This is a genomic window from Pseudoalteromonas sp. PAST1, assembly GCF_021532515.1.
GTDB classification, from domain to species: Bacteria; Pseudomonadota; Gammaproteobacteria; order Enterobacterales; family Alteromonadaceae; genus Pseudoalteromonas; species Pseudoalteromonas simplex.
The window spans coordinates 18,303-33,772 of the sequence record NZ_JAKGBH010000008.1 but is presented as its reverse complement, the minus strand read 5'-3'; the positions used below and the strand labels follow the sequence as shown (position 1 = coordinate 33,772).

Annotated in this window: 18 protein-coding genes; 2 read left to right on the top strand and 16 right to left on the bottom strand. The window is 40.4% G+C overall.

Features of this window, described 5'->3' with window-relative positions:
• Positions 1-87: 87 nt before the first annotated feature.
• From L1272_RS05560 to yceD, 14 genes are all read right to left on the bottom strand, one after another.
• A complete protein-coding gene (locus tag L1272_RS05560) occupies positions 88-1,944 on the bottom strand; it encodes an alkaline phosphatase D family protein (protein WP_138600113.1) in 1,857 nt (618 codons plus the stop codon).
• The gene (locus tag L1272_RS05555; protein ID WP_138600112.1) at positions 1,944-2,723 is read right to left on the bottom strand and encodes a TatD family hydrolase; all 780 of its coding nucleotides are present in this window, start codon (positions 2,721-2,723) and stop codon (positions 1,944-1,946) included. Before L1272_RS05555 ends, L1272_RS05560 begins: the two co-directional genes overlap by 1 nt.
• Positions 2,724-2,736: 13 nt before the next feature.
• Entirely contained in the window at positions 2,737-3,063 is a 327-nt protein-coding gene (locus L1272_RS05550; RefSeq protein WP_054554720.1) for a PilZ domain-containing protein, read from the bottom strand.
• A gap of 8 nt (positions 3,064-3,071) precedes the next feature.
• Complete coding sequence (locus L1272_RS05545; RefSeq protein WP_235372933.1) at positions 3,072-3,965, bottom strand: DNA polymerase III subunit; 894 nt, start codon at positions 3,963-3,965, stop codon at positions 3,072-3,074.
• A 1-nt stretch (position 3,966) separates the two neighbouring features.
• Entirely contained in the window at positions 3,967-4,593 is a 627-nt protein-coding gene (gene tmk / locus L1272_RS05540; protein ID WP_235372932.1) for a dTMP kinase, read from the bottom strand.
• Positions 4,594-4,611: 18 nt separating this feature from the next.
• A complete protein-coding gene (gene mltG / locus L1272_RS05535; protein WP_054554717.1) occupies positions 4,612-5,589 on the bottom strand; it encodes an endolytic transglycosylase MltG in 978 nt (325 codons plus the stop codon).
• The gene (pabC, locus tag L1272_RS05530; RefSeq protein ID WP_235372930.1) at positions 5,586-6,398 is read right to left on the bottom strand and encodes an aminodeoxychorismate lyase; all 813 of its coding nucleotides are present in this window, start codon (positions 6,396-6,398) and stop codon (positions 5,586-5,588) included. Before pabC ends, mltG begins: the two co-directional genes overlap by 4 nt.
• Positions 6,399-6,455: 57 nt before the next feature.
• A complete protein-coding gene (gene fabF / locus L1272_RS05525) occupies positions 6,456-7,694 on the bottom strand; it encodes a beta-ketoacyl-ACP synthase II (RefSeq protein WP_054554715.1) in 1,239 nt (412 codons plus the stop codon).
• A gap of 117 nt (positions 7,695-7,811) precedes the next feature.
• Positions 7,812-8,048, bottom strand: a complete 237-nt coding sequence (gene acpP, locus L1272_RS05520) for an acyl carrier protein (RefSeq protein ID WP_016707440.1) — start codon at positions 8,046-8,048, stop codon at positions 7,812-7,814.
• A gap of 238 nt (positions 8,049-8,286) precedes the next feature.
• The gene (gene fabG / locus L1272_RS05515) at positions 8,287-9,033 is read right to left on the bottom strand and encodes a 3-oxoacyl-ACP reductase FabG (protein WP_054554714.1); all 747 of its coding nucleotides are present in this window, start codon (positions 9,031-9,033) and stop codon (positions 8,287-8,289) included.
• A gap of 11 nt (positions 9,034-9,044) precedes the next feature.
• Positions 9,045-9,971 carry an ACP S-malonyltransferase gene (gene fabD, locus L1272_RS05510; protein WP_138600107.1) on the bottom strand — a complete coding sequence of 309 codons (927 nt, stop codon included), beginning with the start codon at positions 9,969-9,971 and terminating at the stop codon, positions 9,045-9,047.
• Positions 9,972-10,041: 70 nt separating this feature from the next.
• The gene (gene plsX / locus L1272_RS05505; RefSeq protein ID WP_054554712.1) at positions 10,042-11,070 is read right to left on the bottom strand and encodes a phosphate acyltransferase PlsX; all 1,029 of its coding nucleotides are present in this window, start codon (positions 11,068-11,070) and stop codon (positions 10,042-10,044) included.
• An 11-nt stretch (positions 11,071-11,081) separates the two neighbouring features.
• Positions 11,082-11,252, bottom strand: coding sequence for a 50S ribosomal protein L32 (gene rpmF, locus L1272_RS05500; protein WP_036967969.1), 171 nt, complete (start codon positions 11,250-11,252; stop codon positions 11,082-11,084).
• 10 nt (positions 11,253-11,262) lie between these two features.
• The gene (yceD, locus tag L1272_RS05495) at positions 11,263-11,787 is read right to left on the bottom strand and encodes a 23S rRNA accumulation protein YceD (RefSeq protein WP_054554711.1); all 525 of its coding nucleotides are present in this window, start codon (positions 11,785-11,787) and stop codon (positions 11,263-11,265) included.
• A gap of 141 nt (positions 11,788-11,928) precedes the next feature.
• On the opposite strand from yceD, the gene L1272_RS05490 reads away from it, so the two are divergent.
• Together L1272_RS05490 and L1272_RS05485 are read left to right on the top strand one after the other, a co-directional pair.
• Positions 11,929-12,525: a Maf family protein gene (locus L1272_RS05490; RefSeq protein ID WP_235372929.1), complete on the top strand. Its 597-nt coding sequence runs from the start codon at positions 11,929-11,931 to the stop codon at positions 12,523-12,525.
• A gap of 86 nt (positions 12,526-12,611) precedes the next feature.
• Positions 12,612-13,736, top strand: a complete 1,125-nt coding sequence (locus L1272_RS05485; RefSeq protein WP_235372928.1) for a hypothetical protein — start codon at positions 12,612-12,614, stop codon at positions 13,734-13,736.
• Positions 13,737-13,759: 23 nt separating this feature from the next.
• Here L1272_RS05485 and L1272_RS05480 read toward each other — a convergent pair whose 3' ends face one another.
• Both L1272_RS05480 and rluC read right to left on the bottom strand, forming a co-directional pair.
• A complete protein-coding gene (locus L1272_RS05480) occupies positions 13,760-14,404 on the bottom strand; it encodes an HAD family hydrolase (RefSeq protein ID WP_235372927.1) in 645 nt (214 codons plus the stop codon).
• Positions 14,391-15,359, bottom strand: coding sequence for a 23S rRNA pseudouridine(955/2504/2580) synthase RluC (rluC, locus tag L1272_RS05475; protein ID WP_054554708.1), 969 nt, complete (start codon positions 15,357-15,359; stop codon positions 14,391-14,393). The genes L1272_RS05480 and rluC overlap by 14 nt, the downstream gene beginning before the upstream one ends.
• Between the last annotated feature and the right edge of the window lie 111 nt (positions 15,360-15,470).

The window sequence follows — 15,470 nt, the reverse complement described above, 5'->3', positions numbered from 1 at the left end:
TAGTTAGCGCAGGCTCACACGAGCCACCCCCTAAGCCCAGAACAATGCGGATTCGTTCTGGGCGTTTTTTTATTCTAATGTATTCGATTAATTATCGTTTAAATCGAATTCAGTTATTTGGTTATCAGCGTGAATAAGTTCATATTTAGCAAGTAAACCGTCATTGAGCTCAATTAAGCTGATAGCCGCATTACTGACCAAATACTTTTGTCCTTCGCCTTTGGTTTGATGTTTATCAACTTCCATTTGCCAACGTTTAGTGAAAAAGTTAAGTGGGCTTTTCGGGGCATATAAAATTGAGTCGAGTTTATCGAGTACATTAATAAGTTTGCGTGGGAACTCATTTTTAATACCACTGGCAGTCAACTGCCAAATTCGGTTTTTATGTTTACCAAAGCGCTTTTGCACTGAAAAACAAAATGAATAATGGACATCACCAGAGAGGATCAAGGTTTCTTTTGGCGTATCTTCACGGCGAAAAGTATCTAGCAGTTTTTTAGCAGAACCTTCATGGGCCATCCAGTTTTCAACATCAACCAACAATGGCTGCCCGCAAAAATTAAAAATAGCTTGGATTGCTTCAATCGATTTAACACCAAACACCGGTGCTGGAGATACAATAATCACTTTATCGTGAGACAATAAGCTTTCTTCTAATTCAATGAGCCTTTCCCAATCAAGTAAGCCTGATGGCTCATTGAAATTTTGCTCATTACGCCAGCGATGGGTTCGGGTATCGAGAACCACAACTTTGGGGATGGTATTAAGCTCGTAATGCCAATGGTTAAAATTGAGTATTAGCTTATCAAAGTCTTTAAAATGCCAGCTCTGTTGTTGCAGGCTTTGTTTAAAACTGGGTAATAAAGACAAAGTGTTATCACCTGCATCATTACCAATTCCTTGCATTAACCAATAACTAATCAGGCCATTATTTACAATACGACGGCTAGCTGGGTGCTGATAAATAGCCTGCTCCCACCCTGCTGTTAAGTTCCAATCATCGGTGACATCATGATCATCAAACATCATTAATGTCGACACATTGGCGAATAACCTTTCAACACTGTGAAGACCCTTTGCAAAGCCAACCAGTGCGTCCTTTTCAAGTTTAAATAGGTTAGCGTATTTAGGGGCTAATGCTGGGCATTCAATTGATTCAAACTCAATTAGCTGCCAAGTAACCGCACTGAAGTTTAATAAATAAAGCGCTATAAATTCTTGAAAATGAATTAAATGGTTTTCAGCTTTTAAGCTTGAGAAGTGTGGTTCATCTTTTTTAAGCCAATAACCAACACCAAATTTACTCCGTTTCTGCCAAGGTACTTTGGGTAAGTGTAAATGGCGCTGATAAAGTTGCTGCTCGAACCCTGCCGGTAAATCTAAATCAAGCGCTGGCTCTGAAAACACTCCAAACAAGCTAATCACTTTTTCAATCGCGAGCAGCATAGGCCCTGCGACATCATCCGCATATATTTGGTCGCCAGATAACAATAATAGGTCAGCACCAGCATTAAGTGACTGGCGCTGAACATTTTGCCAATTATCTGCAGCTACAAGGCTATCTTTTGCAGGGTGATGAGGGTTACGACACGAGCCATGAAGAATTCTATCGAGTCGATTGGGGATCACAAATGCCGGAGATTCGGCACGTTCATAGCAAAAAGACGATAAATCAAGGCTTTTATTTTCATCATGTAACGAATAATAGATCAGTGAATCAACTGCAAACTGGCCATTGACAGGCATGACATTGATGAAATTTAAGTAAAGCTGTTGCCCTAATTGGACGGACTCTAAGTTCGAGTATGTTTCAACTCCGCTAAACTCAATTCGGTAGTGGTAAGGCCTAGTTGTAACAAATTGAAAGCACACTCGCCCTGCATCTGCTCGGCGTACCATTGGCCCCATTACTAACTGAGGTAAATTCGATACGCCGTGCACCATTACGCCCTTTTAGCCTGATTAAACAACGAATAAAAGTTGTTAGTTGTTGCTTCAGCTAACTCGTTAAAAGTAAGCCCTTTTAACTCGGCGATGTAGTAAGCCACATCTTCAACATAGGCTGGTTGATTTGTTTTACCACGATATGGAACAGGCGCTAAATACGGTGAATCTGTTTCGATTAGTAAGCGATCTAGCGGAATTTGCTTTACAACGTCTTTTAACTCTACGGCATTTTTAAACGTAACAATGCCCGAAATCGAAATATAAAAGCCCATATCAATGGCTTTTTTGGCCATATCCCAGTTTTCTGTAAAGCAATGTAATACACCACCACAATTCTCAGCATTGTGGGCGCGCATTAAGTTAATGGTGTCTTCTCTAGCGTCTCGTGTATGAATAATAAGCGGTTTATTGAGCTCTTTAGCAACCTCGATATGACCAACAAAGCTTTCTTGCTGAACAATATGGGTGTCTTTTGAGTAATAGTAATCAAGACCCGTTTCGCCAATTGCCACCACTTTGTCGTGGCTTGCAAGTGAAATTAGCTTTTGCTTATCGAGTGCGTCTTTTTGATCAAGTGGATGCACACCACATGATGCAGAAACGTCTGGATAGTTCTTAATTTTATCCAGCATACTTGGGAATTGATCTAAAGTTACGCTTACACATAAAAAGTGTTCTACTTTCTTTGCACGAGCATTATCGAGTACTTGGTCTAAGTCTAAGTCGAGTTTATCGAAATCAAGCCTGTCTAAATGACAATGAGAATCTACAATCATGGTACTACTTTTATTACATGGTATAGGTCGGATTGCCTGAGTTTAACATAGTACCGAGTAGTTTTTCGATTTTGGCATTTAAATTGGTTTTATCATCGATAAAATTCACACCAATACCTGGCGGGTTTGAGCTTTGCGCACCTTGTGGTGTGATCCAAGCAACTTTACCCGTTACTACATCATCTTCGAGTGCATCTGGTAATGTGACTTTTAAAGCCAATGAATGACCCATTTCAAAGCGCATATTAGTGCGAACAAACAAACCACCATTTTTTAGATAAGGCATGTAACAGCGGTATAATTCTTCTAAGTCTTCGATATCTACTAATAATTCTTGCACGATATATCCTAATTTTGACTTTCACGTAAAGTAAACGCTAATTGTGAAATGGCAAGTTCCAAGTTTAAACCAAGCACATGTGAACTGTTATAAAGAAACTCTGAAATAGCAGATTGTGCTTTTTGATAATTGAAAAAGTCCATTCCTAATACTAATTGCGTTTTAAGATGCTCTGTTAAAAACAAGGCAAATACATTAACCAAGCTATGATCTTTATTAAGGATGTCGACTAACGCACTGAAATTATGGCTGTCTTTTAGATTAGTTGCAAATTTAAAGAGTGAATCAATAGCTTCAAGTTGGTTATCATTTTGCCACTGCTGAACAAGCAGTGGCTGTCGAGCGAACAACTCTAACCATGAATAATTAGCAATGTTCAGTGATGCTAACCATTGTGTTGTATATTCTGGGTTAACCTTTATTTCGTGTACCGCACAGCGACTTAAAATTGTTGCAGGTAATAATGCTGTTTGTTCGCACGTTAACAATAAATAACGGCGCAAACTTGGCTCTTCAAGGGTTTTTAATAAAGCATTAGCCGCTGCAGTGGTCATTTTGTGACACTGTTCAAGCACCACTACTTTGTTACCATTTTGCGCTGCTGAATGGTTGATAAAATCACTGATCTCCCGAATTTCATCAACGCCTATTGTTTGGCCTTCTACCTTTACAACGCGTTTATCAGGATGAGTACCCGCTTGATTTAGTTGGCAGCTTTTACAATTGCCACAGGCTTTTAAGTTTACAGGTGACGCACAAAGTAGCCCATCAGCGAGCGAATCGACTAAACGTTGCTTGCCAACACCTTTATCACCATTAAATAGCTGTGCATGATGAAAGCGTTGCTGTGCAAAACTTTGCGCAAGTTGCTGATAAAGCCCTTCAAGCCACGGCAAAGGCATATTAATTTAAACCTGCAAAAAAGTTATCAAGCACGGTTGTGATTGCCGCATGTACTTCTGGCATTGTTTGGTTTGCATCCACAGTTTTGATACTGCTATCAGTGTTAGCTATTTCAAGGTAGCGTGCGCGAGTGCGCTCAAAAAAGTCTAATGCTTCTTGTTCGATACGATCAAGTTCACCACGTCCTTTAGCGCGAGCAAGACCCACAGCTGGGTCAATGTCTAAATAAATGGTTAAATCAGGCTTTAAACCATTTAGCACCATATCAGCTAAAAAAGAGAGTTTAGTTTGTTCAATACCACGACCACCACCTTGATATGCTTGTGAGGAAAGATCATGGCGATCACCTAAAACCCAAGTGCCCTTTTCAAGTGCCGGATTAATAATATTAGCAACCAATTGCGAACGTGCTGCATACATAATTAACAGCTCTGTTTCACCGGTCACTGTTTCTTGGTGAGCCTGTTTGACGATATTACGCAGCTCTTCAGCCATAGCTGTACCGCCAGGCTCACGTACATTAATAAAATCGACTTGCTTGTTTTCTAAATAAGCTTGGCATACGGCAATAGCCGTTGATTTTCCGGCCCCTTCTAGGCCTTCAATCACTATAAATTTCGCTGTCATATGACTCAATTCTGGTTGTTAGTTTAATTGGTACTGCTTTACCGCTCGATTATGTTCTTGCAATGTTTTCGAAAATTGATGGCTGCCATCCCCTTTCGCAACAAAATACACATATTCAGACTCAGGTGGATTAACCGCGGCCAAAATCGCTGCTTTCGAAGGCATGGCTATGGGTGTTGGCGGCAAGCCTTTTATCTTATACGTGTTATACGGTGTATAGGTTGTTAAATCTTTTCGTTTTATATCGCCATCAAAATCAGCACCAATACCATAAATAACCGTTGGATCGGTTTGTAAGCGCATATTGGTTTTTAAACGATTGGTAAATACCGCAGAAATTAATGGTCGCTCAGAAGCAAGACCCGTTTCTTTTTCGATGATAGAAGCCAGTATTAACGCTTCATACGGTGAACTTAATACCAAATCTGGTGCTCTAGTTTGCCATGCGGTGTCTAATTCCTGCTGCATTTTGTTGTATGCGCGTTTTAATAAGCCGCTGGCACTATCTTCGCTATGGTAGTGATAGGTATCAGGGAACAACCAGCCTTCTAAATTCTCTTGCGTGTTACTTATCTGCGTCGCTAAATTTTCTGTATCTAAGTCTTGGCTTAAATGCGCTTGCTTTTGAATATTAGCAACAACGTCACGAAGTGGCTGACCTTCAATAATTGTGAAGCTAAAGCTTACTTGTGCACCTTGATTAATACGGCGAATATTATCAATCACAGCGCTTGTATCCAGTTCATAAAGACCCGCTTTTAAATCCGTAAGCGTAGGATCTAATTTAGCGAGTACCTGAAATTTAAAACAACTATCAACCCACTGCTTTGTTTGCCATGCTTGGCAAAGTTGATTAAAGCCGGTGCCACGCTCCACTTTAAATAAAGTACTATTTTCAACTTTTAACGGCATTTTTAATGCTGATTGAAGTTGTTGATAGCCAATACCACAACATAGCAATGCTAATAACAGCACGCTAACAATGACTTTTATCACACACTCTCCTTGGCAAACTGCGCCGTTAATAGCGCTTTACTGCATTCAATATCAAACTGTGTATCAGCAATTCGTGCAACGGGAACCACGCCCATTAAACTGTTACACATAAATACGGCATCCATAGCTAAAAGCTCATCTAGTTGGATTGCTTTAAATTCAATGGCTAACTTATCACATAAAGCGCTGAGATAAACCCCAGTGATGCCGCAGCGGTCTAACTTAGGTGATATAACTTGACCGTCTTTAATAGCAAATAAATTTGCAGCAGAGCACTCAATCACATTGTTATCATAATCAAGTACAACAACGTCATCACATTCAAGGCTGCTCATTTGCTTTTTGATAAGCACTTGCTCTAAACGGTTCAATGTTTTTAAGCCTGCAAGTAAAGGTTGATGTGCAAGTTTCACGTCGCTGATTTCAAGGTTTGCCCCCTGCTGCTGCCAATTTTTATAGTGTGAAACTGCAGGCATGGTACTGATTAGAACTTGGATACTTGGTGTGTCTGGTAAGCCATAACCACGCCCACCTGCACCACGGGTGACAACTATTTTTAAAATACCGGTTTGTGTATCACTGATTGCGTGGTTAACTTCACGCTCAATTGCGGTTAAATCTAATTCGGGGAAAAATAGTCTTTGCGCGCATTCATCTAAACGCGCTTTGTGTAAATCCCAGTGCTCAACGACAGAATTCATCACAGAGGCTGTGGTAAAAAAGCCATCACCATAATTTAAGCCACGATCTTGCGTGCTTATTGTGGTGTCTGGTGTGACTATTTTTATTGTTTGTTTTAATTTATTCATACAAAAAAGCCCAGTTAAACAACTGGGCTCTTCTTTTTAGTCCGTTGTTAAAAAGAATTATACCTTTTTAAACAGCAACGAGCCATTAGTACCACCAAAACCAAATGAATTACATAGTGCGTAATCCAATTTAGCGTCACGTGCAGTGTGCGGTACGTAGTCTAAATCACAGCCTTCATCTGGGTTATCAAGGTTGATTGTAGGGCTTACTTTCTGGTCAACAAGTGACAAGATAGTAATAATTGACTCTACCGAGCCTGCTGCACCTAACAAGTGACCCATCATTGATTTAGATGAACTTACCATCACATCTTTCGCTGCATCGCCAAAAATAGTTTTAACAGCGGATGTTTCGGCTTTATCGCCTGCATTCGTCGATGTACCGTGAGCATTAATGTAACCAACTTGGTCTGCATTAACTTGTGCATCGTTTAGGGCATTTTCCATCGCTAGAGCTGCGCCTGCACCGTCTTCAGGTGGAGATGTCATGTGATATGCATCGCCACTCATACCAAAACCAACGAGTTCAGCGTAGATCTTCGCGCCACGTGCTTTAGCATGCTCATATTCTTCAAGTACGATAACACCAGCACCATCAGCAAGAACAAAACCATCACGGTCTTTATCCCAAGGACGAGATGCTGCTTGTGGATCGTCGTTACGAGTTGATAATGCACGTGCTGCATTAAAACCACCCATACCAATTGGTGTTGATGCTTTTTCAGCACCACCGGCTACCATTGCATCTGCATCGCCGTATGCAATCATACGCGCAGCATGACCAATGTTATGTAGACCTGTAGTACAGGCTGTAACGATTGAAATATTAGGGCCACGTAAACCGTGCATAATCGATAAATGACCAGAGATCATATTGATAATGGTCGAAGGCACGTAAAACGGAGAAAGCTTACGCGGGCCGCTATTTAATAGTTTGATGTGGTTTTCTTCAATTAAAGTTAAACCACCGATGCCAGAACCCACTGCTACACCAACACGAGTGGCGTTTTCTTCAGTGATCTCTAGACCAGAATCTTGTAGTGCTTGTACACCCGCTGCAATGCCATATTGGATAAACAAATCCATTTTCTTTGCATCTTTCGGTGACATGTAAGCTGATGCATCAAAGTCATTCAGCAAACCTGCGAATTTGGTGCCGAAACTTGAGGTATCGAAATGCGTGATAGTTTGAATACCACTTTTACCGTTTAACAAACCTTGCCAAGTAGATTCAACATCATTACCTAGCGGTGTCAACATTCCTAAGCCAGTTACGACGACTCGACGTTTAGCCACGGGTTGCCTCCAATAAGGAAATTATTTTAGGTGGGGTGTATACCAAATTTATTAGTATCATTCTATAGATAGACTAAGGGCAGCTTAATGCTGCCCTTAAAATCAAAATGCGTAAAATTACTCAGCGTGAGCTGTAACGTAATCGATTGCAGCTTGAACTGTAGTGATCTTTTCAGCTTCTTCGTCTGGGATCTCAGTGTCGAACTCTTCTTCAAGAGCCATTACTAGTTCTACAGTGTCAAGTGAATCAGCACCTAAGTCGTCAACGAAAGAAGCTTCATGTTTTACTTCTTCTTCTTTAACACCTAGTTGCTCAATGATAATTTTCTTTACGCGTTCTTGGATGTCGCTCATTCTTCTTTCCTTTATTAAAAACGCCAATGCGTTATTTTCAGATTGCGGCGTAGTTTACGCCGCATAATTCTGTGATTCAAGGATTTGCTGATAATTACTTATCTGGTCAAACCTCTCGAATAGTATTTGTTCATTTATCGCTTATTTTCATAGCGAATTCAAGTATGTTTAAAGCAAGATCACAAAAATTTCAACAATTTTCGATAATCTTTCGCTAGCAAATTTTTGCTAACTTTCATTAAACCATGTACATCGCGCCATTTACGTGCAATGTTTCGCCTGATACATACGCAGCAGCGTCAGATGCTAAATAGCATACCGCAGCAGCGATTTCTTCAGGTTGACCTAAACGCCCTGCAGGTACATTTGCAAGCGTAGCTGCTTTTTGGTCTTCAGTCAGCTCGTCTGTCATATCTGTTTGGATAAAACCCGGTGCAACAACGTTCACTGTGATGCCACGTGATGCCACTTCGCGTGCTAATGACTTAGTAAAACCAATTACACCCGCTTTCGCTGCAGCATAGTTAGCTTGACCCGCATTACCCATAGTGCCCACTACAGAACCGATATTAATGATACGACCATTTTTCTTTTTCATCATAGGGCGTAAAACAGCCTTTGATAAACGGAAAATTGAGCTTAGGTTCGTGTCGATGATGTCATCCCACTCACCGTCTTTCATACGCATTAATAAGTTATCGCGAGTAATACCTGCATTGTTAACTAATACGTCGATATCGCCTAAATCAGCCTTGATCGCAGCAAGTGTCGCCTCAATCGATTCAGGATCTGTAACGTTAAGGGCATAACCTTTACCGTTGTCACCTAAATATTCACTGATTTTAGCAGCACCTGATTCGCTTGTTGCAGTACCCGCTACTTTTGCACCTTGTGCAACTAGCGTATTTGCAATCGCTTTACCAATACCACGGCTTGCACCAGTGATTAGGACAACCTTGCCCTCAAGAGAAAATAAATTTGTCATTCTATTCCTACTTATTTCGCTTCATCAATAGCAGCTTGCGTATTAACCGCACCACATACCATTGCTTTATCAATTCGTTTAGCAAGGCCCGTTAATACTTTACCTGGGCCAAACTCATAGCTTTGTGTGATACCTTGCGCAACTAATGCTTGTACAGTTTCAGTCCAGCGAACTGGGCTGTAAAGTTGACGTACTAATGCATCTTTAATTGCTTCACTTGATTGCTCAGCTTTTACATCAACGTTGTTGATTACATCACACTTAGGTGTATTAAATGTTAAAGTGGCTAAATCAGCAGCTAATTTCTCAGCAGCTGGTTTCATTAGTTCACAGTGAGAAGGTACGCTTACTGCAAGTGGTAAAGCACGTTTAGCACCTGCTTCTTTACATGCTTCTGATGCACGCTCAACTGCCGCTTTATGGCCGGCAATAACAACCTGACCTGGTGAGTTGTAGTTCACTGGTGAAACCACTTCACCATTTGCTGATGCTTCACACGCTGCTTTGATTTCGTCGTCACCTAAGCCGATGATTGCAGCCATAGAACCAACACCCGCAGGTACTGCTTCTTGCATATATAAACCACGATTTTCTACTAGTTTAACTGCTTCGCTTAAGCTTACAACGCCAGCACAAACTAATGCTGAATACTCGCCTAAACTGTGACCAGCCATAACAACATCGGCATCAGGGTTTGCGTCTAACCATTGACGGTAAATAGCAACACTAGCTGTAAGAAGTGCTGGTTGTGTACGATGGGTTTGATTTAATTCTTCTTCTGGACCATTTAGTACAAGTGCAGCTAGATCATAGCCAAGAGCTTCAGATGCTTCAGCGAATGTTGCTTTAGCAATTTGAGAATCAGCTAATAGTTCAGATAACATGCCCACAGTTTGTGAGCCTTGACCTGGAAATACGAGTGCAATTTTATGTGCCATACTTTGCTCTTATAATTAAACAAAAAAATATTCTGTAGCAGGCAGCATAACAAGTTTTAGATATGCTGCACTACTTTGTTGTTGGATGTGTTTGCTCAAAAATCGCAGCGATTTTTTCAGGGAGTTGGCGTTCGACTTCCCGCGCGGCTTCATCAATAGCAGCATGAAACGCCTTTGGTGAGGCATTGCCATGGCTTTTAACAACAATACCGCGCAATCCTACCAGACTTGCGCCGTTATACTGGTCGGGGTTCACCCGCTTGTAGAGTTTTTTTATCACTGGACGCAATAAAAACGCTAAACTTTTGTATAAGAAATGTTTGTGTAAGGCTTTGGTGAGTTTATGCATGATCAGTTTGGCAATACCTTCACAGGTTTTTAATGCCACATTACCTACAAATCCTTCGCACACAATAACATCGGCTTTTCCGCTGAAAATATCACTACCTTCACTGTAACCTGTGTAGTTGAGATATTCACACTGCTGCATTAACTGTGCAGCTTGTTTTATTCCTTCATGCCCTTTGATGTCTTCAGAGCCAATATTCAATAAACTAACTCTTGGGTTATCACACCCAAGTGCCTGCCCTGCTACCACAGAACCCATAATGCCAAATTGATAAAGGGTTTGTGCGTCACAATGCACATTAGCGCCTAAATCAAGTAAATAAACAGGGTTTTTACGTTCGGTTGGAACAGCAGAGATTAATGCAGGACGTTTTACGCCTGGAAGCATCTTTAATACATAATGCGCCATAAAAAATAACGCGCCTGTATTACCAGAGCTTACACACGCTTGCGCTTCACCCGATTTAACTAAATCGAGGGCAACTCGCATTGATGAATCTTTTTTAGAACGAACCGCTGAAGCAGGTTCACACGCATTTGTGACGACTTCGCTACAATGGCGAATAATTAAACGAGGGTGTGAAACAGAATCGAGTGCTTCGAGTTCTTTTAGAATAACTTGCTGATTACCACATAAGATGAGTCTTAAGTTGGTATTAGCATTTACCGCTTGCACGGCAGCGGGGATAGATGAACGGGGGCCGTAATCGCCCCCCATCATATCTAACGCTATGGTTAGATTGGTCAGCATATAGCAATCTCTTAGTTAGAAATTACTTTAACGCCTTTGTAGTAACCGTCAGCAGTTACGTGGTGACGACGGTGAGTCTCACCAGAAACTTGATCTACAGTTAAAGTTGGACCACTGATCGCATCGTGTGAACGGCGCATGCCGCGTCTTGCACGAGACTTTTTGCTTTTTTGTACAGCCATTAGTCTTCTCCTAAGAATCTTTCTTAAGTTGTTTCAAAATATCAAATGGATTTGGTTTGTCATCTTTTGCTGCTAATTTACCAAAGCTAGTAGGCTCTGATGAATAACTGCATGAAGCTTCGTTGTGTGTAGGCACTATTGGAATAGCTAAAATCAGTTCGTCTTCGATTAACTCAAATACGTTGATTTCACCGTTTTCGTCAAGCTCTACTTCATCGTAACCTTCAGGTAGATGATCTGACTCTGCATCCAAACCAATTGGCGAATACACAAAGTCTTGTTCCAAATCCAACCCTAATTCTCCATTACAGCGTTGGCAAGTTACAGTTACATGTGTTGATAAGTTACCACTTATTACCACTAAACCTTGCTCGTCAATTTTGCAATGAATCTTTACCGCTATTTCACCTGCTTCCTCCTGCACAACTTGCTCTAAACGAGAAAGTTTTTCAAGCGGGACAATACCGTCATACGTTAAACGATGTTGAGCTGCTTTGCTGGGATGAAGAGTGATGGGAATTTTCACCTTTTGCATAGGGGCTGCATCATATAGATAGTTAGTAAGTTAGTCAAAGTAAAAAACCAATTTTGGTAGGTTTTTAACGATCTTCTGCTTTGTTTTCGGATTCATTGTGGCTTATCCTTGGCAAAATACAATTTTCATCCAGAATTTATTATGAAACCAACACTTATATTAGCGTCAAGCTCACCATTTAGACAGCAATTATTAACTAAGTTTAACTTACCTTTTCAAAGTTTTTCTCCAGATATTGATGAGTCCCCTATTGCAGCTGAAACACCAGAGCAATTAGTTGCTCGTTTAAGCGAGCAAAAAGCCCGAGTCGCCAAACAACATTTTAGTGAAGGTTTGGTGATCGGCTCTGATCAAGTTGCGGTATTTAACGGTGCAATTTTAGGTAAACCTCATACTAAAGAGAATGCCATTAAGCAGCTATCATCGTTTAGTGGCCATACAGTGACCTTTTTAACGGGTTTAAGTGTATTTGATATACAAATCAATAAAGCAATTACCACCGTGGTGCCATTTGATGTGACATTTAAAACACTCACACATGAGCAGATCAATGCTTATTGCGATGCAGAGCAGCCATACAACTGTGCAGGCAGCTTTAAAAGTGAAGGGTTAGGTATCTGTTTATTTGAAAAGCTCAGTGGCGATGACCCTAATACATTGATAGGCCTGCCACTGATCACATTAACTAAAGTGCTGGCTGAGTTTGGTGTTGACGTATTGACATGTCGACGAAATTAAAATCACACAACCAAATTTACATTTATTTATTCACCTGTTAACATAACGGGTACTTTAATGGAAATTAGATTACAAGGAAAATTTACATGATTAAACAAAGATTGTTAGTAACCTTTATGTTGTCTGGGTTAGCTTTTTTCACAAATAAAATAAACGCATCACAAGAACCTATGGAAGTCTACTCTTGTGATACATGCGATTACGAAAAAGCTTCAATTATTGCTAAAGAACATTTTAAAATTCCTAGTTGTAGATGGGAAGCTGTGCCAGGAGGTCAAGTAGAGTTTGGCCAATCTCTTTTCATATGTGATACTTCATCTAAAGACCTGATAGTAGCAAACCCAATAGAGAAGATAGCTTTTAAGTTTAACGTTAGAGCTACAAATATCTCTTCCACTACACCAGAGTATGGTTTTACTTCAACAGTAAATGACTTGTCATTAACCACCTCAGAAAAAGATTTGTTAAATACATTCTACACAATAGATCAAGACTTTAGATCTGCAGTCTCAAGTAGTTCATATATTTCATCCTCAGTATTACAGAGTTCATTTCAACAAATGTATAACACTTCAAATAATGAAGATAATTGTAATACACATCCAACTAGCTATTTTGAGAGTCCAAGATCTCAGTCTGAAGTCCATGATGAACTAACAAATAATTTAGCAAATGAACTTGATGGTGCAAACTGGTTCGATTTTTTCGAAGACACTGACTTTTCTGGTGGTGGATTAACCCTAAGTAAAGATGGCTTAGGATTTCAAATAAATCTTCAACATAATGAAATAGGAACCTTCATTAGCAAGGTTTATGGGAGTAGTAATAACCTCCTGAACTTTGAAGTCAAATATAGCGGCGAAATTAATATAGGTGGTACTCGTAAATTAAACTTAACATACAAGTTGAACCGTGGCGCATCGACTATAGATGGTATTAGAATGAACTTATTATTCAGTCCTGTAGTAGATTTAACCGATGTTGCTATTTCAAATTGTTTAAGTGATTTTATTGAGGAAAATAGTGAAATTATTGATTCTGGCAGCGGTGGTGGCAGTGGAACTCCTGATGAAGGAGAACCAGGGAGTGGGCAAACTGGAGGTGGCTCAAGTATAGGAGGGAGTTGTACTCGTAAGGTTAAAACTAGAGTGTGTTCAACTGACCACAATGGCACAACGTGTACGAACTCTCTAATAAGCGTACGCTGTTAAATTTTGGATTTAAGAATATTCATCTAAAGTAAAAAATGCTTTAGATGAATATATGAATCAACAACACATAACGGCGTATGTTGTTGCAACTGCGCCGGGCTATGGGCACCAAAACTCACTCCAATACAAGCAATGCCTGCGGCATTAGCCATTGCCATATCGAGTTGGCTATCGCCAATCATCACAGCATCGCTTTTTGCGATGCCCTGCTCACATAAAATTTGCTCAAGCATATCTGGAGATGGCTTCGACTCAGCATCGTCAGAGCATTTTATATTCACAAAGTACTTACCAAGGCCTGACTCATTAAGAAGCCTATCAATGCCTTCACGTCCTTTACCGGTAGCAACAGCCAATTGCATACCTGCATCGCTTAACTGCTTTAAAACGGATTCTACATCTTTAAATAAAGGTGTAGGTGTAACATCTAACTCACGGTACTGTGCTTTGTAACCTGCAACGAGTTCGTCGCTTAAATGTAAATGCGCCGGAAAAAGCACTTCAGTGGCTTTTGCCAGCGATAAACCAATAACGTCTTTCGCTTGTTGCTCTGTTGGAACAGGAATACCTAAGTCTCGCGCAGTATTTCGCAAGCAGGTGACAATTTTTGGCACAGAGTCCATCACTGTGCCATCCCAATCAAAAATAACCAGCTTAAACTTGTTCATTATCTGCACGTAGCTTTTTGATACAATTTTGAAGTGCATTATCGAGTGGCGCTTCAACATGCATGGTTGTTTCATTTTTAGGGTGCATAAAACGTAAATCGTGGGCATGTAAAAACAAACGATTTAAACCAGTCAGTTTATTCACGTATTGATCGAACTCTGCAACGCCATATTTATCATCACAAGCAATTGGATGACCTTTACATTGCGTATGCACACGAATTTGGTGAGTACGCCCCGTTACCGGCGACGCTTGTACTAATGAGCACTCAGCATATCGCTCAAGCACACGAAAACGCGTGTGCGATGGTTTACCTTCAGTATTATCAACACGCACCACACGCTCACCAGACTTTAAGGTGTTTTTACGAAGTCCTTCGGTAACGTTTTTCGTTTTAGAATCCCATTGACCATCAACTAATGCCCAATAGTTTTTCTCCATGGTTTTTTCACGTAACTGTTTATGTAAATCAGTTAACACTGAACGACGTTTAGAAATAAGCAAGCAACCTGATGTGTCACGGTCTAGTCTGTGTACAAGCTCTAAACTACGCTCTTCAGGACGAAGTACGCGAAGTGCTTCGATTAAGCCATAACTTAGGCCACTGCCACCATGCACAGCCATACCCGAAGGCTTGTTGATCACCATTAAATACTTGTCTTCAAACAAAATGGCGTCTTCAAGTTGTTTTACTTTATCGAGTTTTTTTGGCACAAACTCTTCTTTTTCGGCCACTTTAATAGGTGGAATACGAATTACATCATTTAGTTGTAGTTTGTAGACAGGTTTTATGCGTTTTTTATTTACTCGCACTTCGCCTTTACGAAGGATTTTATAAACTGCACTTTTAGGCACACCTTTTAGGTGAGTAATAAGAAAGTTATCAATACGTTGACCTAGATGGTCTTCACCTATGGTAACAAACGAAACTTGTAAGCCGGTTTTTTCTGACATTGCCTAATCACTGATTTAAGTAAATAATTTAGTTGCTAACGCGACTGTAATAGTGGGATAATCACCGTCGCGAACATAAAGTTTGCAAGTAACAACGGTGCTTTTATCACA